Source organism: Halomonas sp. KM072 (genome assembly GCF_050710315.1).
Lineage (GTDB): Bacteria > Pseudomonadota > Gammaproteobacteria > Pseudomonadales > Halomonadaceae > Vreelandella > Vreelandella hamiltonii.
The window spans coordinates 3,518,988-3,540,364 of sequence record NZ_CP136132.1 but is presented as its reverse complement, the minus strand read 5'-3'; the positions used below and the strand labels follow the sequence as shown (position 1 = coordinate 3,540,364).

The 21,377-nt window shown below is 60.8% G+C and carries 20 protein-coding genes and 4 tRNA genes; 9 read left to right on the top strand and 15 right to left on the bottom strand.

The window, feature by feature from the left end; genetic code table 11:
- Positions 1–25: 25 nt before the first annotated feature.
- The 12 genes from rplL to RVM26_RS16795 form a co-directional block, all read right to left on the bottom strand.
- On the bottom strand, positions 26–394 hold the full coding sequence (gene rplL / locus RVM26_RS16850; protein ID WP_016915768.1) for a 50S ribosomal protein L7/L12: 369 nt from the start codon (positions 392–394) through the stop codon (positions 26–28).
- A gap of 102 nt (positions 395–496) precedes the next feature.
- The gene (rplJ, locus tag RVM26_RS16845) at positions 497–1,003 is read right to left on the bottom strand and encodes a 50S ribosomal protein L10 (protein WP_016915767.1); all 507 of its coding nucleotides are present in this window, start codon (positions 1,001–1,003) and stop codon (positions 497–499) included.
- 326 nt (positions 1,004–1,329) lie between these two features.
- The gene (gene rplA, locus RVM26_RS16840; protein ID WP_287808235.1) at positions 1,330–2,022 is read right to left on the bottom strand and encodes a 50S ribosomal protein L1; all 693 of its coding nucleotides are present in this window, start codon (positions 2,020–2,022) and stop codon (positions 1,330–1,332) included.
- 2 nt (positions 2,023–2,024) lie between these two features.
- Entirely contained in the window at positions 2,025–2,456 is a 432-nt protein-coding gene (gene rplK, locus RVM26_RS16835) for a 50S ribosomal protein L11 (protein ID WP_287808234.1), read from the bottom strand.
- 120 nt (positions 2,457–2,576) lie between these two features.
- Positions 2,577–3,110 (bottom strand): transcription termination/antitermination protein NusG, encoded by a 534-nt coding sequence (gene nusG, locus RVM26_RS16830; RefSeq protein ID WP_287808232.1) that lies wholly within the window; start codon positions 3,108–3,110, stop codon positions 2,577–2,579.
- Positions 3,111–3,118: 8 nt separating this feature from the next.
- Positions 3,119–3,502, bottom strand: coding sequence for a preprotein translocase subunit SecE (gene secE, locus RVM26_RS16825; RefSeq protein ID WP_039180685.1), 384 nt, complete (start codon positions 3,500–3,502; stop codon positions 3,119–3,121).
- A 71-nt stretch (positions 3,503–3,573) separates the two neighbouring features.
- A tRNA-Trp gene (locus RVM26_RS16820) sits at positions 3,574–3,649 on the bottom strand.
- A 143-nt stretch (positions 3,650–3,792) separates the two neighbouring features.
- Positions 3,793–3,867 (bottom strand) — tRNA-Thr (locus RVM26_RS16815).
- Positions 3,868–3,881: 14 nt separating this feature from the next.
- A tRNA-Gly gene (locus tag RVM26_RS16810) sits at positions 3,882–3,955 on the bottom strand.
- 105 nt (positions 3,956–4,060) lie between these two features.
- A tRNA-Tyr gene (locus RVM26_RS16805) sits at positions 4,061–4,144 on the bottom strand.
- A 150-nt stretch (positions 4,145–4,294) separates the two neighbouring features.
- Positions 4,295–5,134 (bottom strand): type III pantothenate kinase, encoded by an 840-nt coding sequence (locus RVM26_RS16800; RefSeq protein ID WP_498939785.1) that lies wholly within the window; start codon positions 5,132–5,134, stop codon positions 4,295–4,297.
- Entirely contained in the window at positions 5,131–6,114 is a 984-nt protein-coding gene (locus RVM26_RS16795) for a biotin--[acetyl-CoA-carboxylase] ligase (protein ID WP_287808229.1), read from the bottom strand. Before RVM26_RS16795 ends, RVM26_RS16800 begins: the two co-directional genes overlap by 4 nt.
- 163 nt (positions 6,115–6,277) lie before the next feature.
- Between RVM26_RS16795 and typA the strand changes: the two genes are divergently transcribed.
- The 5 genes from typA (at position 6,278) to RVM26_RS16770 (ending at position 12,402) form a co-directional block, all read left to right on the top strand.
- The gene (typA, locus tag RVM26_RS16790) at positions 6,278–8,104 is read left to right on the top strand and encodes a GTP-binding protein TypA/BipA (protein WP_498939783.1); all 1,827 of its coding nucleotides are present in this window, start codon (positions 6,278–6,280) and stop codon (positions 8,102–8,104) included.
- Between the two features lie 352 nt (positions 8,105–8,456).
- Positions 8,457–9,227, top strand: coding sequence for an ABC transporter ATP-binding protein (locus RVM26_RS16785; protein ID WP_096923354.1), 771 nt, complete (start codon positions 8,457–8,459; stop codon positions 9,225–9,227).
- A gap of 100 nt (positions 9,228–9,327) precedes the next feature.
- Positions 9,328–10,056, top strand: coding sequence for an ABC transporter ATP-binding protein (locus RVM26_RS16780; RefSeq protein WP_498939781.1), 729 nt, complete (start codon positions 9,328–9,330; stop codon positions 10,054–10,056).
- Positions 10,057–10,072: 16 nt separating this feature from the next.
- Positions 10,073–11,080 carry a branched-chain amino acid ABC transporter permease gene (locus RVM26_RS16775; protein ID WP_039180704.1) on the top strand — a complete coding sequence of 336 codons (1,008 nt, stop codon included), beginning with the start codon at positions 10,073–10,075 and terminating at the stop codon, positions 11,078–11,080.
- Complete coding sequence (locus RVM26_RS16770) at positions 11,077–12,402, top strand: branched-chain amino acid ABC transporter permease (protein WP_287808224.1); 1,326 nt, start codon at positions 11,077–11,079, stop codon at positions 12,400–12,402. Before RVM26_RS16775 ends, RVM26_RS16770 begins: the two co-directional genes overlap by 4 nt.
- 111 nt (positions 12,403–12,513) lie before the next feature.
- On the opposite strand, the gene RVM26_RS16765 is transcribed toward RVM26_RS16770, so the two are convergent.
- Positions 12,514–13,722, bottom strand: a complete 1,209-nt coding sequence (locus RVM26_RS16765; RefSeq protein ID WP_287808223.1) for an ABC transporter substrate-binding protein — start codon at positions 13,720–13,722, stop codon at positions 12,514–12,516.
- A 97-nt stretch (positions 13,723–13,819) separates the two neighbouring features.
- The gene (locus RVM26_RS16760) at positions 13,820–14,068 is read right to left on the bottom strand and encodes a hypothetical protein (RefSeq protein ID WP_287808222.1); all 249 of its coding nucleotides are present in this window, start codon (positions 14,066–14,068) and stop codon (positions 13,820–13,822) included.
- A gap of 67 nt (positions 14,069–14,135) precedes the next feature.
- Between RVM26_RS16760 and RVM26_RS16755 the strand changes: the two genes are divergently transcribed.
- Together RVM26_RS16755 and rapA are read left to right on the top strand one after the other, a co-directional pair.
- The gene (locus RVM26_RS16755) at positions 14,136–14,939 is read left to right on the top strand and encodes a prolipoprotein diacylglyceryl transferase family protein (protein WP_498939778.1); all 804 of its coding nucleotides are present in this window, start codon (positions 14,136–14,138) and stop codon (positions 14,937–14,939) included.
- A gap of 115 nt (positions 14,940–15,054) precedes the next feature.
- A complete protein-coding gene (rapA, locus tag RVM26_RS16750) occupies positions 15,055–18,000 on the top strand; it encodes an RNA polymerase-associated protein RapA (protein ID WP_498939776.1) in 2,946 nt (981 codons plus the stop codon).
- 30 nt (positions 18,001–18,030) lie between these two features.
- Here rapA and RVM26_RS16745 read toward each other — a convergent pair whose 3' ends face one another.
- The gene (locus tag RVM26_RS16745; protein WP_039180721.1) at positions 18,031–18,933 is read right to left on the bottom strand and encodes a TIGR01777 family oxidoreductase; all 903 of its coding nucleotides are present in this window, start codon (positions 18,931–18,933) and stop codon (positions 18,031–18,033) included.
- 199 nt (positions 18,934–19,132) lie between these two features.
- Between RVM26_RS16745 and RVM26_RS16740 the strand changes: the two genes are divergently transcribed.
- Both RVM26_RS16740 and RVM26_RS16735 read left to right on the top strand, forming a co-directional pair.
- The gene (locus RVM26_RS16740) at positions 19,133–20,203 is read left to right on the top strand and encodes an NAD(P)/FAD-dependent oxidoreductase (protein WP_498939774.1); all 1,071 of its coding nucleotides are present in this window, start codon (positions 19,133–19,135) and stop codon (positions 20,201–20,203) included.
- A 239-nt stretch (positions 20,204–20,442) separates the two neighbouring features.
- Positions 20,443–21,363, top strand: coding sequence for a MerR family transcriptional regulator (locus RVM26_RS16735; protein ID WP_287808214.1), 921 nt, complete (start codon positions 20,443–20,445; stop codon positions 21,361–21,363).
- Positions 21,364–21,377 lie beyond the last annotated feature (14 nt).

The window sequence follows — 21,377 nt, the reverse complement described above, 5'->3', positions numbered from 1 at the left end:
GCGCGTAAAGCCATCAGCACAAGGATTACTTGAGCTCGACGGTTGCGCCAGCTTCTTCCAGCTTCTTCTTGGCAGCTTCAGCGTCGTCCTTGGACATCGCTTCTTTGATGGTCGCCGGAGCGCCGTCAACAGCGCCTTTGGCTTCTTTCAGGCCAAGACCGGTGATTTCACGAACGGCTTTGATGACGTTAACTTTCTTGTCACCAGCAGACGCCAGTACCAGGTCGAATTCGGTCTGCTCTTCAGCAGCTTCGCCAGCAGCAGCCGGACCAGCCATAACGGCTGCAGCAGCAGAAACGCCGAATTTCTCTTCCATCGCTTCGATCAGCTCGACAACTTCCATGACGGACATGTCGGCTACAGCATTGATGATATCGTCTTTGGTCAGTGCCATTGTTCCATTCCTAACTTTGCGGGAGTCTCGGACAACCGAGAACTCGGGATTTATTGCAGGTTCAGACTGCGTGTCAATAACGCGGCCCGCAAGAAACGCTGCTTAGGCAGCTTCGGCTTCTTGCTTCTGGTCGCGCAGGGCGGCCAGGGTACGAACCAGCTTGCCAGCGGAGGCTTCTTTCATGACCGACATCAACTTGGCAATTGCCTCGTCGTAAGTCGGCAGGGTTGCCAGACGATCGATGTCAGCAGCCGGAATCAGCTCACCTTCGTAGGCCAACGCTTTGACTTCGAAGTTCTGCTCGGTTTTGGCAAACTCCTTGAACAGACGAGCGGCAGCGCCCGGATGCTCAGTGGAGAAAGCCAGCAGAGTAGGACCAACGAAGCTCTCGTTCAGGCACTCCCACTGGGTGCCTTCGAGTGCGCGGCGAGCCAGCGTGTTACGAACAACACGCAGCTCTACACCATTCTCACGCGCCTGCTTGCGCAGATCGGTCATTTTACCGACCGTGACGCCGCGAGAATCGGCAACTACGACGGAGAGTGCGCCCTTGGCCGCTTCACTGACCTCGGCAACAATCGCTTTCTTGCCTTCAAGTGCTAGTGGCACAGTGATCACTCCTTCGTGCCGAAACCCGTCAAGGTTCCGGAGGTTACCATCTCTTCCAGGCCCAACAGCGGCACAGGAAGCCTTAGGGGATGGTGCTCACCAGAAAGCGGTTGCTAAAAGCGTTAACCAACTGGCGGCCACACCATCTGCGCAGGCGCTTTAGGGCGATTAAGCCGCCGCTTCAGAAAAGCGGCGGCACCTGCGGTCTTTGACGGTGCCTCATCTGGCATAAAGCTCAGCGAGGGACCGCAAAGTTCTTGCTCGGTTCCAGCCGCCGGCAACACGAGATTTCGCTCATGCCGCCAGCGGGACTATCCTCGACTCGCTTATACCAGCGAGGAGTGGTCGATAGTCAAACCCGGGCCCATGGTAGTGGACAGGGTGAATTTCTTGAAGTAGATGCCTTTGGAAGAGCTCGGCTTGAGCTTCTTCAGGTCAGCTACCAGTGCTTCCAGGTTACCCTGAACGGCGGTCACGTCAAAATCGACCTTGCCCAGCGTAGTGTGGATGATGCCGTTCTTGTCGGTACGGAAACGCACCTGGCCCGCTTTGGCATTCTTGACCGCAGTGGCCACGTCAGGCGTCACGGTACCGACCTTCGGGTTCGGCATCAGGCCGCGCGGACCGAGGATCTGGCCCAGCTGACCGACAACGCGCATGGCATCCGGAGAAGCGATGACGACGTCGAAATCCATCACGCCTTTCTTGACCTGCTCGGCCAGCTCTTCCATGCCCACGATGTCAGCGCCGGCTTCTTTAGCCGCATCGGCGTTGGCACCCTGAGTGAACACAGCTACGCGAACGTCTTTACCGGTGCCGTTAGGCATGACGGTAGCGCCACGAACGACCTGGTCGGATTTACGCGGATCGACACCCAGGTTGATCGCAACGTCCAGAGACTCTTTGAACTTCACGGTTGACAGCTCAGAAAGCAGGGCAACGGCTTCTTCCAGAGAGTAAGCCTTGCTGCTGTCTACTTTCTCGCGAATCATCTTGGCGCGCTTGGACAGTTTAGCCATGATTAGAGACCCTCCACGTTTAAGCCCATGCTGCGAGCGCTACCAGCGATGGTACGCACTGCGGCTTCAAGATCAGCAGCCGTCATGTCAGGCTCTTTGGTCTTGGCGATCTCTTCCAGCTGTGCACGTGTCACGCTGCCAACCTTCTTCTTGTTCGGCTCACCAGAACCGGACTTGATGCCCGCTGCTTTTTTCAGCAGTACGGCGGCCGGCGGCGTCTTGGTGACGAACGTGAAGCTACGGTCAGAGTAGACAGTGATCACGACAGGCGTCGGCAGGCCCGGCTCAATCTCTTGAGTCGCAGCGTTGAACGCCTTACAGAATTCCATGATATTCACGCCGTGCTGACCCAGCGCGGGGCCTACGGGCGGACTCGGGTTGGCTTTACCTGCAGCAACCTGCAGTTTGATATAAGCCTGTACTTTCTTGGCCATGATAATTACTCCAATTGGGTGATAACGCCTGGCGGCTCCCCGGTACGCGTAAAGCAGCGCGGGGCTGCTTTACATGAATCCAGGATGGCACCCACGGCACCATCCTGCAACAATTTGAAATTACTCTTTTTCTACCTGAGAGAACTCTAGCTCTACAGGTGTCGCGCGGCCGAAGATCAGCACGCTGACCTGCAGACGGCTCTTGTCGTAGTTCACCTCTTCAACGACACCATTGAAATCGGCAAACGGACCATCGATGACACGCACGGACTGACCCGGCTCGAACATGGTCTTGGGACGCGGCTTGTCGGTGCCGTCCTTCACACGACGAAGGATGGCTTCGGCTTCGCGACTGGTGATGGGCGCCGGCTTCTCTTTGGTGCCACCGATGAACCCCATGACACGCGGCGTTTCATTCACCAGATGCCAGGTTTCGTCGGCCATCTCCATCTCGACCAGCACATAGCCAGGATAAAACTTGCGCTCACTCTTGCGGCGCTTGCCGTCACGCATTTCGACCACTTCTTCCGTCGGCACCAGGATTTCGCCAAAGCGATCTTCCATGCCATACATTTTCACACGCTCGATCAGCGAGCGCATGACATGCTTTTCAAAGCCGGAATAAGCGTGGACGACGTACCAACGTTTGGACATGAAAACTCCTAACCAATAACGCCGGACATCGCCCAGCCAAGAAGAGTGTCAATCAACCACAGCATCAACCCTACCACCAGCACAGCCACCAGCACGATGGCGGTCGTTTGAATGGTTTCAGGACGGGTTGGCCATACAACGCGCTGAATCTCTTTCTTGGCGCTGACAGCAAGCTCGATCAGGTCGCGACCCTTGGCGGTGGTCAGCGCAATCAATCCTGCCAACGCACACAGCACAACGACACCCAGGACACGATAGAGCAGGCCAATATCGGTGAAATAGGTATTACCAACGACTGCAACAACAAGCAGCGCCACAACCGCCGCCCACTTGAGCCCGTCATGGCGCGTCTGTTGCACCTCATCGCCATGTTTTACGGAACTAGGCTTCATAAAAACGAGACTCCTAAGGGTGCAGCGAGCGACAAAGGAATTCTAGAAAGACTTGCCAACCTGGGGAAGATTGGCAGGCCAGGAGGGAATCGAACCCCCAACCTGCGGTTTTGGAGACCGCTGCTCTGCCAATTGAGCTACTGGCCTGTATCGTCAAATGCGCAACTTATCACCTGCGCAAGAGCGGGCGCCATGATAGCGGAGATTTTTCCGCCTGACAACCCTTACACCACGCCCACTGCCGTGGGCGAAGACAAAAAAAGCGAGCATCGCTCGCCTTCTTCGCAATATGGAGCTCATGGACGGAATTGAACCGTCGACCTCACCCTTACCAAGGGTGTGCTCTACCCCTGAGCTACATGAGCCAAACACATCAAACTGGAGCGGGCGGCGGGAATCGAACCCGCACCATCAGCTTGGAAGGCTGAGGTTCTACCATTGAACTACGCCCGCCGAACTTGCCTAAAGAATGACAATCCGCTGCACGAGAAACAGTAGCTAATGCCCGCTTACCGGCTTTTCATTCACAAGCACTGACAATTCAGCGCCCGTACAATCTGGTGGAGAGGGAAGGATTCGAACCTTCGAAGCTTTCGCGGCAGATTTACAGTCTGCTCCCTTTGGCCACTCGGGAACCTCTCCATCTGTGGCGGCATATTATGCCAGCCCTCAAAACAGTGTCAAGCCAAAAGCTCTTTATTTTCGAGACTTTCACTTGCTTGCCAATTGAATCAATCAGCTCTGCAAGCCATTCGTCTTGACTGCATCTGCTTTGGAACGCGCTGCATTCTGTCAAAGCAGCATGGAGAATGCAAGCCCCGCGCGAATTTTTTCCAACGAAACCGGCTCCGGCACCCGCGGCGCTCCCGACATCTTGCCTGCGCGCTCGGCAAAGGTCAGCGGAAATGTGGCTTCGAGGCCGCCATACACCATGTCGGGCCAGACGGCATGGGGCACCTGGACCCCGCGCGACACCACGCGCGCATCTCCCCCGGTCAGCAGCATGGGCAGCGCCACTCCTTGCTGGTCACATACCTCACTGTAAATGCGATTGATGGCACTGACCGCCGCCATATAGATGCCATGGTTGACGGCATCCACCGTACGCCTGCCTGGCTCCAGCAGCGCGTCGGCCTCGCTGTCGGGGTCGATGGCCACATTGCGGGTGCCCAGCTTGAGGCTCTCTTTCATCAATCGCAAACCTGGAATGATGAAGCCCCCCAGATGCACGCCGCCCGGCAACACGAAGTCGATGGTAATGGCACTGCCGCAATCCACCGCACAGCAGCCACCGGCCAGCTGGTAACCTGCCAACGCCCCCATCCAACGGTCTACGCCCAGGCGGCCAGGCTCCTCATACCCATTGACGACGCCCAGCGCTTCGGGCGTCGAGCGCGCCACATGAACCTGCCGCACCTGACGGCGCAGCAAGGCGACGGTTTCTTCCAGCACGGCAGCCCTGGCCACGCTGGAAATACGTACGGCTTCCACGACGCCCAGGTCAGGAATGTCTGCCCCTGGACGCCACTCCTCCCGGGTCCATACGGCCCCACGGGAACGGATCTCGCTGCTTTCGGCATCCTTGAGCCGCCACTTCGACAGCGTGTTGCCGATATCCAAATCCAGAATCATAGACGCCTACGTACGCTAATCTCACCGCCCGACAGGCGTCGCGCGTGACCGTTTTCAGTAACCCACAGGTTACCACTTTCATCGACATCGCCTGCAACGGCGTCGCTGGTGCGCTCCCCCTGAATGACCCGGATGGGCAGCCCAGAATAGGCATGGCGCTGGTTCCAGGCATCGAGCCAGGGTGCAAATCCGCCGGCTTCGAACCCTGCCAGCATGCTCAGCAACCCCGATACCATGTCCGCCGCCAGCTGGTTGCGCGAGATTCCGGGCTGCGCATCGAACAATGCGGCCACCGGCTGGTCGATGGTCGCTCGCAGACTATCGGGCAGCATCAAGTTCATGCCAATGCCGATCACTACTTCACAGGGGCCTGCGGCATCCCCCGTCACTTCGATCAGAATACCTGCGAGCTTGCCAAGCTCGCCCCCTTGTTCGGCCAGCAGCACGTCGTTGGGCCACTTCAGCTTGGGCGCCACGCCATACTGTTCGAGCACTTGAGAGACCACGACGCCCACCGCCAGACTCAGCCCCTCCAGCGCATTGACGCCGGACTCGAAGCGCCAGCCCATGGACACCATCAGGCTCTGCCCCCAAGGCGTCGACCAGACGCGACCTCGTCGGCCTCGCCCTGCCGTCTGCAGCTCGACGAAACACACTTCACCGTGGCCTGCGCCCTGTGAAAACCGCTCACGCAAGTATTCGTTGCTGGAAGGCAGCTGGTCTTCGACGAACAGGCGCGCCAGCAGGTGGCGGGCATCCGCAGGTAGCCGTTCGACGATACGCGCGCCATCCAACGGCTCGAGCGGGTAAGCCAGGCGATAGCCTCGCCCTTTGACGGCGACCAGTTCGACGCCCAGCGCTTCGAGTTTCTTCAACTGTTTCCACACGGCGGCTCGGGAAACACCTAGCGCCTCCCCTAACTGTTCACCGGAATGAACCTCGCCATCGCTCAACAAACGCATCAGGTTACCGATGGTCATGTGCCTGCCCCAACTGGGAAAACGCCTATCTTAACGGAACCGTCATGAAGGCGAAAACTGCCGCGTTTAGGTTATTGACTTGGTGCTTTATTTAAGACAGCGCTGGTAGTGGACCGTACCCAGACCCTATAATGCCGCCCTATTTTTCCAGCAGGATCGCGTCGTGATCGAGAATCTTCGCAACATTGCCATTATCGCCCACGTTGACCACGGTAAAACTACCTTGGTAGACAAACTGTTAAGCCAGTCCGGAACGCTCGACCGCAAGGCCGAAGGCCAAGAGCGTATCATGGACTCCAATGACCAGGAGAAGGAGCGTGGTATCACCATCCTGGCCAAGAACACTGCTATTCAGTGGCAAGACGGCAATGGCAAGGATTACCACATCAACATCGTGGACACCCCTGGGCACGCCGACTTCGGTGGTGAAGTAGAGCGCGTCATGTCCATGGTGGACTCGGTTCTGCTGCTGGTTGACGCCGTAGACGGCCCGATGCCGCAAACCCGCTTCGTTACCCAGAAAGCCTTCTCCCAGGGCCTCAAGCCGATCGTGGTGGTTAACAAAATCGACCGCCCCGGCGCACGCCCTGATTGGGTTATCGACCAGATTTTTGATCTGTTCGACAACCTGGGTGCCACTGACGAACAGCTCGATTTCCCGATTATCTACTGCTCGGCCCTGAACGGTATTGCTGGTATGGATCCGGAAGCGCTGGCCGACAACATGGACCCGATGTTCCAGGCTATCGTCGATATCGTCGAGCCACCGAAAGTTGAAGTAGATGGCCCCTTCCAGATGCAGATTTCTGCCCTGGACTACAACAGCTACGTCGGCGTTATCGGTCTTGGCCGCATTAAGCGCGGTTCTGTGAAGCCTAACCAACAGATCTCGGTGATCGGCGTGGATGGCAAGGTGCGCAAGGGCAAAATCGGTCAGGTCATGACTCACATGGGCCTTGAGCGAGTTCAAACCACCGAAGCCACCGCTGGCGATATCGTCTGCATCACGGGCATCGAAGAGCTGTCCATTTCGGATACTCTGTGTGACCCGAGCGCCGTCGAGGCCCTGCCGCCGCTGTCCGTAGACGAGCCCACCGTCTCGATGACCTTCCAGGTCAACGACTCTCCGTTCGCGGGTAAAGATGGCAAGTTCGTTACCAGCCGCAATATCAAGGATCGTCTGGATCAAGAACTAATCCACAACGTGGCGCTGCGCGTCGAGCAGGGCGAAACCCCCGAGAAGTTCAAAGTCTCTGGCCGTGGCGAGTTGCACCTGTCGGTGTTAATCGAAACCATGCGCCGTGAAGGCTTCGAGCTGGCCGTTGGCCGTCCGGAGGTCATCATCAAAGAGATCGACGGCGTCAAGCAGGAGCCCTACGAAGAAGTCATCATCGACTGTGAAGAGCAGCATCAGGGCTCGATCATGGAAGAGCTGGGCTACCGCAAGGGCGAGCTGACCAACATGAACCCGGATGGCAAGGGCCGTGTGCGTCTCGACTTCATGATCCCGGCACGTGGCTTGATCGGTTTCCGTGGCCAGTTCATGACCTTGACGTCGGGCACCGGCATCTTGACCAGCCGCTTCGACCACTACGGCCCGCTGAAGCCCGATGCCGCTATCGAGCGTCGCAACGGCGTCATGGTCTCCATGGTGGATGGCAAGGCGCTGGCCTACGCTCTGTATACCCTGCAAGACCGCGGCAAGCTGATCATCGACCACGGTACCGAAGTGTACGAAGGCATGCTGGTGGGCATCCACAGCCGCGCCAACGACCTGGTGGTCAACCCCACCAAGGGCAAGAAGCTGGATAACATGCGCGCATCAGGCAACGATGAAAACATCGTGCTGACACCGCCGGTGAAGTTCACGCTGGAGCAAGCCATCGAGTTCCTCGACGACGACGAACTGGTGGAGGTGACCCCCAACCATATCCGCCTGCGCAAGAAGTTCCTCAAGGAAAACGAACGCAAGCGCGCCAGCAAGAAGTAAGCCGACCACTGCCGACACAAAGCCCGCCGCCGTGCGGGCTTCTTTATGTAAGCTCTCAGCGTAGAAACCTTTTTCGTACGACAGCCCCTCTGGCCGCGCGTTTTGGTTCATCGCCAAGCGTGCTCGTTAACGCACCCTAAACGCTAGTACGCTGGAAAGCGCTGACGTTCTATCGCAAAGTAGCGCTATTCTCAGCACGCCCTCGGGGTACTGACATGCCACAGTTCATACAAGTGATCGTCGGAGCCTTTGCCGCCAGCCAGCGGCTAGATACCGGCCAACGCAACATCATGGGTTTCAACAATAACATGCGATGGCAGGCGGCCCTGGCCGCCTGCCTGCCGAGGACACCATGCACCCCCTTATCGAAGTACAACATGTCAACAAGGCATTCGGTGGGTTACACGTCATCAACGACTGCTCCATACGCGTGGAGAAAGGCTCGATTACCGGCATGATTGGCCCCAACGGGGCAGGCAAGTCGACCTTGTTCAACCTGATCGCCGGGGCGCTCACCCCGGACAGTGGCCGTATCCTGCTGGAAGGTGAAGACATTACCTCCCTCAGCGCCGACCAGCGCTTTCACAAGGGACTGCTGCGCACCTTTCAGATCGCCCACGAATTCAGCCAGATGAGCGCGTTGGAAAATCTCATGATGGTGCCCCCCCATCAGGCAGGGGAAAGCCTGTTCAACACCTGGTTCAAGCCGGGCCTGGTGCGCCAGCAGGAAGCCGAGGTGCGCCAGCGAGCGCTGGAAGTCATCGACTTCGTGGGCCTGCACCACGTGCGCAATGAGCTGGCGGGCAACCTCTCTGGTGGCCAGAAGAAACTGCTGGAACTGGGCCGCACCATGATGACCGATGCCAAGGTAGTGCTGCTCGACGAGATTGCCGCCGGCGTCAACCGCACTCTGCTGGGCGACCTGATGGGCAACATCGAGCGCCTCAACCGTGAGATGGGCTACACCTTCCTGGTCATCGAGCATGATATGGACATGATCTCTCGCCTGTGTGATCCGGTCATCGTCCTGGCGCAAGGCAGCGTCATGGTCGAGGGTCATATCAAGGACATACAGAACAACCCTGCCGTGATCGAGGCTTATTTCGGGACCGATGCCGCGTAGCGCACGGCAGCCTACTACCGCCATGTCACTGCCTGGCAGCGCATGGAGATAACAACATGATCGTGACAGAAACACTGCGCGACGTTTGCTGAGACACCTTATGTCATCTACCCCCACAACTCCCCAGCCGCTGCTCGAAGCGCGCCATGTGCACGGCGGCTATGGCAGCATGAATATCCTCAACGGGGTCGACATGACCCTGTATGCCGATGAGGTCGGCGTGATCGTCGGCCCCAACGGCGCAGGCAAATCGACCATGCTCAAGGCGGTGTTTGGCCTGCTCAACGTCAACCAGGGCGAAATACTGCTCAACGGTCAGCCGATCCACAACCTGCCACCGAATCAGCTGGTGGAGCGTGGCATGGGCTTCGTGCCTCAGGAGAAGAACGTCTTTCCCAGCCTGACGGTGAAGGAAAACCTGGAGATGGGGGCTTACCTGAAGCCCAACAACGTCAAGCGCATGCTGGAGCAGGTATACGACTTCTTCCCGCCGCTGGTGGAGAAACGCCATCAGCCGGCGGGGGAGCTGTCGGGCGGCCAGCGTCAGATGGTGGCTATGGGCCGTGCCCTGATGGCAGAGCCCAGCCTGCTGCTGCTGGACGAACCCACGGCAGGGTTGTCGCCACTCTACATGAACGAAATCTTTGACCGCGTGAAAAAGATCAATGCCGCAGGCGTTGGCATCTTGATGGTCGAACAGAACGCCAAGCAGGCACTTGCCATTGCCGACAAGGGCTTTGTGCTGGCCGCCGGGCAGAACCGCTTCACGGACACAGGGGCTGCGCTGCTGGCCGACCCGGATGTCGCAAAAAGCTTTTTGGGCGGCTAGCCCGGGGGAGAAACCTGTGAACGAACTGGTCTTTTTTATCAATAACGTGGTGATCGCGGGCAGCGTGACAGGCTCGATCTATGCCATCGGGGCAATTGGCGTCACGCTGATCTTCAGCATCATGCGCTTTGCGCACTTTGCCCACGCCGACATGATGACCTTCGGCGCCTTCATGGTGCTGCTGCTGACCACCGCCTTCCCGGCGGTCGGCCCCAGCATAGGTGTGCCGACCGCACTGGTCATGCTGCCCCTGGCCATGCTCTTGACCGCGCTGCTGGCGGTGGGCATCGACAAGGCGTTTTACAAGCCGCTGCGCGCCCACGGCGTCAAGCCCATCGTGATGGTGATTGGCTCTCTGGGGGTGACCCTGATGCTGCAGGGCCTGATTCGTCTGTTTGCCGGTACCGGCGGGCAAAGCCTTTACGTGGATGACCGCAAGGAGATCTTCCGCATTGCCCTGCCCTTCGAAGGGGTCCGTGCACCCATCGTGATCACTGAACCGCAGATTTACCTGTTCGTGATCACCCTGGTAGCCGTCATCGCGCTGCACGTCTTTCTGAATCGCTCGCGGTTGGGCAAGGCCATGCGCGCCATGTCGGACAACCCGGAGCTGGCCCAGGCGTCGGGCATCAATACCAACACCATCGTGGCGGTGACCTGGGTGATTGCAGGGGGCCTGGCGGCCATCGCCGGCACGCTGCTGTCGCTGGATGTCACCTTCAAGCCGGACCTGAGCTTCTTCCTGCTGCTGCCGATCTTTGCAGCGGCCATCGTGGGCGGCGTGGGGCACCCTTACGGCGCCATTGCCGGCGGGTTCGTGGTGGGCTTTGCCGAGACCCTGGCCGTCTTCAACTGGAACGTGTTGTTACGACCCTTCCGCGACAGCTTGCCCGCCTGGCTGGAGCTGCCGTCGAACCTGGCGTTCGTGAGCACGGAGTACAAGATCGTGGTGCCCTTCTTTATCCTGGTGGCCATTCTCGTATGGCGTCCCACCGGTCTGTTTAAAGGCAAGGTGATCCAATGAACCCTTCATCGAAGCTGCGCAACCCCGACTACACGCCGCAGGATGCTACGCCCAAACGCCGGTTCCCGATGCGTGAGCTGGTGCTGTTCGGCGCGCTGTTTGCGGCCATTCTGGCGGTCTATGCCATCATGGGATCGGCTTACAGCACCCGCATGCTGGTCGAAGCCGCCTGCTATGCCATCCTGGCGCTGGGCCTGACCATTCAGTGGGGGTACGCGGGCCAGTTCAATGCGGGCGTCATGGGCTTCGTGGCGCTGGGTGGCTTCTGCGCCATGCTGTTCAGTGTGCCGGTCAACGATGCTTTCTGGGGCAGCGAGCTGCCCGGCGAACTCGGTCGCGTGTTGCTCTACGGCCTGGCGGCTTTCGTGGTGGTGCTGGGCGCCACGCGTCTCGACCGCCTGGGCGTGCCGAAAAAACTGCGTACCGTGCTGGCCGTGGTGCTGGCCGTGGTGCTCTACCTGGTGGTCATCAGCCTGCTGCGCGATGTCACCAGCCAGATTCAATCCCAGGCAGGTTTCGTCGGCGGTTTCGGCCTGCCAGCCTGGGTCGGCTGGATCGTCGGCGGTGCCCTGGCAGGCGGCGTGGGCTACCTGATCGGCCATGTCTGCCTGGGCCTGCGCAGCGACTACCTTGCCATTGCCACGCTGGGCATTGCAGAAATCATCAAGGCGTTTCTGAAGAACTCCGACTGGCTCACCCGGGGCACGGCCACGGTATCTCCGCTCCCCTGGCCAACCCCTGGCCCCGCCGAGCTGGGCTTTACGCTGGCACGCGCGGTGTATCTATCGCTCACGGCGGTGGTCATCGCGGTCATCTTCTTCCTGCTCCATCGCGCCTACCACGCGCCCTGGGGGCGCATGATTCGCGCCATCCGTGACAACGAAGTCTCGTCATCGGCCATGGGCAAGGACATCAACAAGCGCCGCCTGGAGATTTTCGTGCTGGGCTGCATTCTGATGGGCCTGGGGGGCGGCATGCTGGGCACCTTCAACAGCCTGTTCGACCCGCAAGGCTACCTGCCCCTCAACCACACCTTCCTGGTGCTGGTGATGGTGATCCTGGGCGGCCCGGGCAATAACCTGGGCACGATCTTTGGTGCCGTGGCGGTCTATATCATCTGGATCATGTCGGAACCGCTGGCGCTGTTCTTGATGCAGCTGTTCGTCTCGCTGGGCGAAAGCGCCTTTGGCTGGGAGGCACCGGGCAACATGGACAGCCGAGCCCTCCAGGCCAGGGTGCTGGTGATTGGCATGCTGATCACCCTGGTACTGCGCTTTGCTCCCAAGGGGCTGCTGCCCGAGAAGATCAAGACCCACGGATAACACGCCCCGTAACGCTTACCCCAATAACACTCACCACAATGCAAAATGCCCGGCCAATCATGGCCGGGCATTCGTTTGTGGGCGGTCAGTTGACCAGTGCTGCGTCCAGGGTTATGGCTCTACCAACCCCTTGGTGGTGAAGGTGCCGTTCTCGACCACCATCTCGACTACCACGCCGGGCACATCGCCATTCTCGTCGAACTCATGAGAGCCGGAAGCGCCTTCGTAGTTGATCTCGGTGCCTTCGGCAATCAGCGCCACCGCTTTTTCCCATTCGCCTGGCAGAATCACTTCACCCGGCGCGCTGGAAACGCTGCGCAGCGCTTCCGACAACCCTTCACGCTCGGCGCTGCCGTTCTGCTCGATGGCCAGGGCAATCAGGAAAGCCGCATCGTACGCCTGGGCGGCAAACACCGCGCTGGGGTCGATGCCCGCGGCTTCGGCGGCGCTATTGAACAGTTCCGTGCCGGGCAGCTCCGGGCTACCAGGGCGCGTGGCGATCATGCCATCGAGGACATCGGCACCAATCGCCTGCACCAGGCTGTCTCCTACCATGCCGTCGGCACCCACGTACTGGGTGAACATGCCACTCTCATAGGCTTGACGCAGCACGGTCTGGCCAGAGGTGTCGGCATAGGCCAGCACGACCAGCGTGTCGGCGCCACTGGCAGAGAGGGAGCCCAGTTCGGAGCGGTAGTCGGCACGGTTGTCTTCGTGGGCCAGATTTTCGGCCACTTCGCCACCGCCCGCCGTGAAGGCGGCACTGAAGGCGTCAGACAGGCCACGGCCATAGTCGTTGTTGACGAACGTGACGGCGACGTAGTCGATGCCCTTGTCCAGCAGCAGCTTGGCCAGCATTTCGCCCTGGAAGGCGTCGGACGGCACGGTACGGAACACCAGGTCGTTATCGTTCAGCTCGGACACCGCAGGCGCGGTGGAGGCCGGAGACACCATCATCACGCCGCCTGGGATGGCCGCGTTATTGGCCGCAGCAATCGTGGCCCCGGTGCACAGCGCGCCGACGATGGCGGTGACGTTTTCAGTATTGACCATACGGTCGGCGGCATTGGACGCGGCCGATGCATCAGAGCAGGTCGTATCCCCTGACGGCATGACCAGCGTCTGGCCGCCCAGCACGCCCCCCTGTTCGTTGATCTGGGCAACGGCGAGCTTGGCCCCCTCGAAAATAGGCGGCGTCAGGCTTTCGATCCCCCCGGTAAAGCCGCCCAGGAAGCCCACTTTGACCTCCGCCTGGGCCATCCCGGTTAAAGCAAGTGATGAAGCCGCTACGGCAATGGTTAATGCGCGCTTATTAATCATATTGTTTGTCGCTCCCAGTGTGTTAAGTGCCCCGACTGTCCAGCGCAGGGCTCCCCTTAATCTGGAACCGTCGCGCCAAAAACACAAGCAACGGCTTCTAACGCTTGTGGTTTTCTGACGCCGACGCGTCTAGTCGCTCTGCCAAGCGCTTCTGGCGGCGCTTGTTGCGGTACATACGCACCAGCGCAATGACCAGTGCACACGCCACCATGGCGGCCAGCACGCCCCCCTGCCAGGGCCGCGCGGCGTCACCCATCACGGTCTCCAAGGTGATAATGAGCGTTAGCCCCAGCGCCTGAGAGCCAATTGCCAGGGCGCGCAGGCGATCAAAGGAAGTTTGCGACATCGACCTCTCCGTGATGTGTTGCATGCATGATATGGTGAATCAGTGTAACTGCTTAACGGACAAACTGATGAATGCCATTGCACTTGGCCCACTGCTGATCTCGACGCCACGCCTCTACGCCCTGGGTGTGGCACTCATGCTGCTGGTGAGCAGCCGCTACCTGCTGGGGCTGAGTGCCCAGCAGCACACGCGCTGGTTCAACGGCTTGCTGCTGGTATGGTTGCTCGGCGCTCGTGCCGTGTTCGTCATTCTACACTGGGAGAGCTACAGTCAGGCGCCGCTGGATGCCCTCAAGCTGTGGCAGCCAGGTTTCAATGCCCTTGGCGGCATGGTGGCGGGCCTTGTATGGACCGCCTGGGCACTGCGTGAACGGCTGCTGGCCATGCTCGGCGGCCTGGCCATGACCGTAGGTGCCGCCAGCCTCTGGCTGGTTCTGGCCACCCTGGCGCCGCTGGGGCCCTCCTTTGCGGTGGCGTCCGTGCCGGACATTACCCTGGAAGACCTGGACGGCAACCCGGTGAATCTGGCCTCCCTCGATGCGCAAGGTGACCTGCTGATGGTCAACCTGTGGGCCACCTGGTGCCCGCCCTGCCTCCGCGAAATGCCGTTGCTGGAAGCCGCAGACCAGATGGAGGGGGTCAGCGTGGTGGTGGTCAACCAGGGCGAAGACCTGTTGCCCATCGTGCGCTACCTGGATGAACAGCAGCTGGTGTTTCGTCATGCACTACGCGACCCTCGGCAGCTGCTGATGGCCGAATTCGCAGCCCCCGGCCTGCCCACGACCGTACTGTTCGACGCCCAGGGACGAACACTGGACGTGCACGTCGGTGAACTCACCCGCGCTCACCTGGAGCGCTGGCTGAACGATTGACCATGATAGCCCTTAATCCCCTCGCTGCTTTGCGTTAGAATCCCCCGCCCTGTCTGCCACCGAGGCCCATTCCCGGTGGCGAGCGACCCGATTTTGACGACTTCCTCGAGGCATCATGAGCGATTTTTCTCCCGGCCAGCGCTGGATTAGCGACGGTGAGGCCGAGCTTGGGCTTGGCACCGTGCTCAACTGCGACGCCCGTAGCGTTACCATCTTGTTCAGTGCCAGCCAGGAAACCCGCACCTACAACACCCGCCAGGCGCCCCTCACCCGCGTCATGTTCGGCAGCGGTGACCGGGTCCTGTCAGCCGACGGCTGGCAGATGATCGTGGACGACAGCAAAGAGAGCCGTGGCCTGATCACCTATATCGGTGAAGACAGCGACGGCAACCTGCGCGAACTGCCCGAAGCACGCCTGGCCGACACCATGCAGTTCGACCAGGCCCGTGACCGCCTGCTGACCGGCCAGGTCGATCGCAACGACTGGTTCGACCTGCGTTTTCGTACCCTGCATCACTTTCAGCGTATCGAACAGCACAGCGCCTTGGGGTTTGCCGGGCCACGCATCGACCTGATTCCCCACCAGCTCTATATCGCCGACGAAGTCGCACGCCGCCACGCCCCCAGGGTGCTGCTGGCCGATGAAGTGGGGCTTGGCAAGACCATTGAAGCAGGCTTGATCCTCCACCGCCTGCTGTTGGCAGGCCGCGTAGAGCGCGCGCTGATTCTGGTACCCGATAGCCTGACCCACCAGTGGCTGGTGGAGCTGTTGCGCCGCTTCTCGCTGACCGTCACGCTGCTCGACGAGCACCAGAGCCAGGCCCACGGCAGCGCCAATCCGTTCGAGAGCGCCCAGCTGGTGCTGGCCAGCCAGGGCTGGCTGTTTGCCAATCGTCACCGTCAGGAACAGGCCCTGGCCAGCCGTTTCGACCTGCTGATCGTCGACGAGGCGCATCACCTGGATTGGCACCCGGAGACCAGCGGCCCCGGCTACCTGTGCGTGGAGCAGCTGGCCGCCGAGATCCCCGGCCTGCTGCTGCTCACCGCCACCCCCGAGCAGATGGGCCAGGAGAGCCACTTTGCGCGGCTACGCCTGCTGGACCCGGAGCGCTACCACGACATCGAGCGCTTCAAGGACGAAGAGCAGCACTACGTCGCCGTGGCCAGCGCCATCGATGCGCTGGAAGAACTTCCCCAGGCACCCAGCGCCCGCGAGCGCGTGGCCACCATCGCCGACGACCGCGACAGCCAGGCCCTGCTGGCGACGCTGTGCAACGCCGAGGCCAGCTCTGAACAGCAGGACGCGGCCCGAGCCCAACTGCGCGATGCGCTGCTCGACCGTCACGGCACCGGGCGCGTCATGTTCCGCAACAGCCGACGCCACGTGGGCGGCTTCCCGGAGCGGCGGCTACACCTGACCAAGCTGGAGCTGCCCTCCGCCTATCGCCGAGTGCTGCGCCGCCTGGAGCGCGACGAGGACTATCTGGACGAGCTGCTGATCGAAACCGGCATGGACCACCCGGACGTACTGATCTACCCGGATGCCATGTACCGCGAGCTGAGCAATGACCCGCTGAACGGTGAATCCTGGTGGCATATCGACCCCCGGGTCAACTGGCTGCTAGAAAAGCTCAGCGACGACAGCGAAGACGGTTTTGCCAACGACAAGGTGCTGGTCATTGCCCACCACCGCGAGACCGCCGAAGGGCTGGCCGAAGGCCTGCGTGTGCTGGGCGGCTACCAGGCACCGGTCTTCCACGAAGGGCTGTCGCTAGTGGAGCGCGACCGCGCCGCCGCCGCCTTCGCCGACGAGGAAGATGGCTGCCAGGTGCTGGTGTGCTCCGAGATCGGCTCCGAAGGCCGCAACTTCCAGTTCTGTCGTCATCTGGTGATGTTCGACATGCCCCAACACCCGGACCAGCTGGAGCAGCGGATTGGCCGCCTCGACCGAATTGGCCAACGCCACGCCATCGAGCTGCACGTGCCCAGCTTCATCGGCAGCCCGGGGGAGCGGCTGCAGCGCTGGTACGACGAAGGCATGGCCGCTTTCAGTGCCCCCCACGGTATTGGCAGCGACCTGTTCGACGCCTTTGGCGATGCCCTGGCCGATGCGCTGCTCGACGATGAAGCGCTCGACGAGATTATCGAAGAGACGCGCGAGATGTTCACTGCCAAGCTCGCCGAGCGGGATGCGGGTCGCAACCGCCTGCTGGAGCTTAATGCTTGCCGCCCAGCACGAGCACAGCAGGTGATTGAGGCGGTACGCGAGCTGGACGAGGACCCAGCGCTGCCCCGCTACGTGGAGCGTGCGCTGGATATCTTCGGGGTCGATAGCCAGGAAATTGGCAATGGCCTGCTGCACCTGCAGCCCAGCCAGCACATGCTGGACGGACTGCCGGGGCTGGTCAAAGGGGAAGAAGGCTTCTCTGCCACCTACAGCCGTGCCCAGGCCCTGGCGCGGGATGACGTGCAACGCCTCTCCTGGGAACACCCGCTGCTGCGCGAGATGATGGGACGCATTCTGGATGGCACCATGGGCAATACTGCCCTGGCGCTGCTGCGCCATCCTGCCATTCCCAGTGGACGACTGATGGCCGAGCTGATCTTCCGCACCCACTGCCCGGCGCCTAAAGCGCTGCACCTGAACCGCTTTTTGCCCCCCACGGCCGTCCGGGTACTGCTGGATGAGTCCGGGGCCAATCTGACCAGCAAGATCTCCTTTACCGGGCTGGGCAAAAATCTGCAGAAGGTCAACAAGTCGCTGGCCCGTGACCTGATCAAGAGCCGTCACGACCAGCTGCGTGACCTGCTGACCCAAGGGGAGAGTGAGGCCGAGCGGGAGCTGCCCAGCATCGTGGAAGCCGCCGAAACGCGCATGCGTGCTCAGCTGGATGCCGAGCTGGCCCGCCTGACGGCGCTGGCAGAGCACAACCCGGCGGTGCGCAGCGAGGAGCTGGAAGCCCTCAAGCAGGAGCGTCAAGCGCTCAGCGATGCCATCGAAAACACTCGCCTGCGGCTCGACTCGGTGCGGGTCATCATCACCGTGGACCCGAACGCCTAGAGAATGCCTAGACCTGCGGCTTGCTGGCGGCTAGAAAATGGCCGCCAGCGCTTTCGGTAGCGTCGGGTATTGAAAGCTGAATCCCTCCTCGAGCAGTCGTGCCGGTCGCATGTCCGCGCCGGTCAACAGCAGCTGTGACATCTCGCCGAAGCCCGCCTTCAGCACGAAGGCAGGTACCGGAAAAATGGCGGGACGATGCAGTTGCTTGGCCAGCGTCTGGGTGAACTCGGCGTTGGTCACCGGATGCGGTGCACTGCCGTTGAAAGCACCCGACAAACCAGACCCGTTGATCAAGAAGATGATGGCGGCTACCAGGTCGTCTCGATGGACCCAGGGCATGAACTGCTGACCATCGCCGAACCGCCCACCCAGCCCTAGCTTGAAAGGCGGCACCATTTTTTGCAGGGTGCCGCCGCCTGCCGCAAGCACCAGGCCTATGCGCAGAATGGCCAACCGAACCCCCAAAGCTTCCACTGGCTTGGCAGCGGCTTCCCACTGGGCACACAGCCGATGGGCAAACTCGTCGTGGGGCTGAGTAGCCTCATCCACGACCTTGCTGCCCTGATCGCCGTAATACCCCATGGCCGAGCCACTGACCAGGACCGCAGGCAGCGGCTGACCGTTGGCCGCCAACTGCTCGCACAGCGCCACCAGCTGCTGGGTGCTGTCGACTCGCGAGCGAATCAGCCGCTCCTTTTGCTCGGCGCTCCAACGTTTGGCGGCTATCGACTCCCCTGCCAGGTTCACCAGCGCATCGGGGGGCGTATCGATAAATGCCTGCGCGCTGTCGCGGATATCACACTCGGGGGGCAGCTTTCCGCGTACCTTGTGGGGCGTGCGCGACACCACCTGCACGTCGTGCCCTTGAGCAATCAGCTGTGGGCACAGACGCTGTCCCACGAACCCGCTGCCGCCGGTAATCAGTACTCGCATGGTACTCCCTCCTGAAGCTGGATAGCCCCTGCACTCCATCACCTATCCATGATCTATCCATCACCTATGGCAAACGCCGTCGCTGTGTGCAGCGGGCTAATCGACCATCCGTATTGCAACTTTTTAAATTGTACGATATCTATACACAACTGCTACAATAGAATTATCTTTCGACACGTCATCGCTTCCGTGAGCCGCCATGCCTGAATCCATTTCCGCTCCCCCTGCTCTTGTCTCGCGTGACGCCGTGGCCATCATCGGCGCAGGTATGGCAGGGCTCGTCTGTGCTCACCTGTTGGCACAGCACGGCGTGACGGTCAGCCTGTTCGACAAGGCGCGAGGGCCGGGTGGCCGCATGTCCAGCAAGGGCCGCCCAGCGGCGACGCTTGATCTGGGCGCTCAGGCTTTTACCGTGCGCGATGCCGAATTCGCTCGACAGCTCACCCAGTGGCAGCACGCAGGCTGCGTGGCCCCTTGGCCGACGTGTACCTATCAGGCTAGTGCATCCGGTTGGCAAACACACGATGACGGCCAGTTGCGTTATGCCGGGGCTCCGCGCATGAGTGCGCTGACTCGGTATCTGATAGATGCCATCACTCTTCATGCACACACGGACTTCCATTCGGAAACGCGTATCGTCGCGCTCGAGCGGGTGACGGATGGCGAATGGCATTTGAAAGACGCTGCAGGAAACCATCATGGGCCCTTCAGCCGCGTCGTGATCACGGCGCCACCGCCCCAGGCCAGCGAGCTGATAGGCCAATGGGCTCCCGAGCTGAGCGCCGCCTGCGAGGCTCTCCCACAGCGCGCTTGCTGGGCCGCCTGGGCCATTTTTGCAGCGCCGCTACCCACACCGTCGGGCATTGCCGAACACTGGCAAAGCTTGCATGCAAAGCACCCCAAACTACCCCTCGCCTCCCGAAACCACACCAAGCCGGGGCGTGAAGAACAGCCGGAAAGCCTGAGCCTCCTTGCTCAATTGGACTGGAGCGACGCGCATATCGAGCTGACGCCAGAGGACGCGGCCCAGCAGCTGCTAGAGGCCTTTCTGGAATACTTGCCCGTTCCTGCGGTATCGATTCCCGAATTGATAGAGCTGGGCGCCCATCGCTGGCGATACGCCCAACCCGCCAAGCCAAACGGACAGGGATACCTGTACAGCCAGCAGGGTATCGCATTATGCGGCGACAGCTGGAAAGGCAGCCGCGTCGAGGATGCCTGGTTATCCGGCAATGGGCTGGGCAGGGCCTTAATAGGCCGGTCGGTCTAATGAATACCACGACAGGAGTACAGGAGCATGGAAGCCACAGAGGTTGTACCTAGCCGCCACAAGTTGTACAAAGGTGCCTATAATAGCGTGACGCTATCTCAGCGATTATCGGCTCATCGACGTAGCGACACGCCCCGAATGAGTGGCATACCGCCGACCCGGCACCGAACTACCGCCACGGCAATTACAGACAGACCCCTGCAATACCTGTTGCAGGCAACCAAGAGGCAATGGCGCCCATGAGCAACAAGGCGACCCACCCACCCGATACTCCGCTCTATCCGATTCGGGAAGTTTCCCGTCTGACGGGTGTGAACTCGGTCACCCTGCGCGCCTGGGAGCGACGCTACGGCTTGATTCGTCCGCAACGTACTCCCAAAGGACACCGGCTTTACGCACAGGATGACATCAGTCGCATCGAGCGTATTCTGCAATGGCTGAACCGTGGCGTGCCGGTCAGTCAGGTCGACGACCTGCTGGACCAGCCGGAAACCGTGGAAACCCCCGCGCCGGATGCTGGCGATTGGGCCAGCCAGCGGCAGCAGCTGCAAGCCATCATCGAGGCGGTCGACCTGCCGCGGCTCGAGGCGCTGTATCACCAAAGTCTGGCGCTCTACCCGCTCAGCGTGGCCATCAACGAGCTCTGGCAACCAGTCATCTTGAGCCTGGAAGCCAAATGGGCCGCTCAGCCGGACGACCTGGTGCGGCGCACCTTCGAATCCTTCCTGCGTAGCCAGGTGGGCATTCGCCTGCACTATGCCAACCAGGCTACCCGCGGCCCGCTGCTGCTGCTGACCGCCATGCCCGACGACCCAGGCCCCTTGTGGGTGTTGATGTGCGCGCTGATGGCCAGCGAACAGGGCTACCGTGTACAGCTGCTCGACCATTCGCTGGCGCTGGAAGATCTGCCCCAGGCGGTGTCGCGCTTGCACTCTTCCATGGTGCTGCTCTCCAGCGGTCAGCGCGAAAACGACCACTACATTCGGGTCGACCTGCCCAAGGCGGCCGAGCGTTTGGGCGTACCGATCGGCGTGTGCGGCGAAGTCGCCCGACTGCGTGAAACAGAGCTGCGCGACGGCCCAGTCCACATGCTGGGCGATGACCTGCCTCAAGCCGTGGCGCGTTTGCGACCGCTGCTACGCGAATCAGGCATTCTCTAGCGCCCGACAGGCCA

Excerpts from the sequence above, each read along its gene's own strand:
- rplL (WP_016915768.1), bottom strand. The coding sequence starts at position 394 with ATGGCACTGACCAAAGACGATATCATCAATGCTGTAGCCGACATGTCC.
- rplA (WP_287808235.1), bottom strand. The coding sequence starts at position 2,022 with ATGGCTAAACTGTCCAAGCGCGCCAAGATGATTCGCGAGAAAGTAGAC.
- rplK (WP_287808234.1), bottom strand. The coding sequence starts at position 2,456 with ATGGCCAAGAAAGTACAGGCTTATATCAAACTGCAGGTTGCTGCAGGT.
- nusG (WP_287808232.1), bottom strand. The coding sequence starts at position 3,110 with ATGTCCAAACGTTGGTACGTCGTCCACGCTTATTCCGGCTTTGAAAAG.
- secE (WP_039180685.1), bottom strand. The coding sequence starts at position 3,502 with ATGAAGCCTAGTTCCGTAAAACATGGCGATGAGGTGCAACAGACGCGC.
- RVM26_RS16800 (WP_498939785.1), bottom strand. The coding sequence starts at position 5,134 with ATGATTCTGGATTTGGATATCGGCAACACGCTGTCGAAGTGGCGGCTC.
- RVM26_RS16795 (WP_287808229.1), bottom strand. The coding sequence starts at position 6,114 with ATGACCATCGGTAACCTGATGCGTTTGTTGAGCGATGGCGAGGTTCAT.
- RVM26_RS16785 (WP_096923354.1), top strand. The coding sequence starts at position 8,457 with ATGCACCCCCTTATCGAAGTACAACATGTCAACAAGGCATTCGGTGGG.
- RVM26_RS16780 (WP_498939781.1), top strand. The coding sequence starts at position 9,328 with ATGTCATCTACCCCCACAACTCCCCAGCCGCTGCTCGAAGCGCGCCAT.
- RVM26_RS16770 (WP_287808224.1), top strand. The coding sequence starts at position 11,077 with ATGAACCCTTCATCGAAGCTGCGCAACCCCGACTACACGCCGCAGGAT.
- RVM26_RS16765 (WP_287808223.1), bottom strand. The coding sequence starts at position 13,722 with ATGATTAATAAGCGCGCATTAACCATTGCCGTAGCGGCTTCATCACTT.
- RVM26_RS16760 (WP_287808222.1), bottom strand. The coding sequence starts at position 14,068 with ATGTCGCAAACTTCCTTTGATCGCCTGCGCGCCCTGGCAATTGGCTCT.
- RVM26_RS16755 (WP_498939778.1), top strand. The coding sequence starts at position 14,136 with ATGAATGCCATTGCACTTGGCCCACTGCTGATCTCGACGCCACGCCTC.
- rapA (WP_498939776.1), top strand. The coding sequence starts at position 15,055 with ATGAGCGATTTTTCTCCCGGCCAGCGCTGGATTAGCGACGGTGAGGCC.
- RVM26_RS16745 (WP_039180721.1), bottom strand. The coding sequence starts at position 18,933 with ATGCGAGTACTGATTACCGGCGGCAGCGGGTTCGTGGGACAGCGTCTG.
- RVM26_RS16740 (WP_498939774.1), top strand. The coding sequence starts at position 19,133 with ATGCCTGAATCCATTTCCGCTCCCCCTGCTCTTGTCTCGCGTGACGCC.
- RVM26_RS16735 (WP_287808214.1), top strand. The coding sequence starts at position 20,443 with ATGAGCAACAAGGCGACCCACCCACCCGATACTCCGCTCTATCCGATT.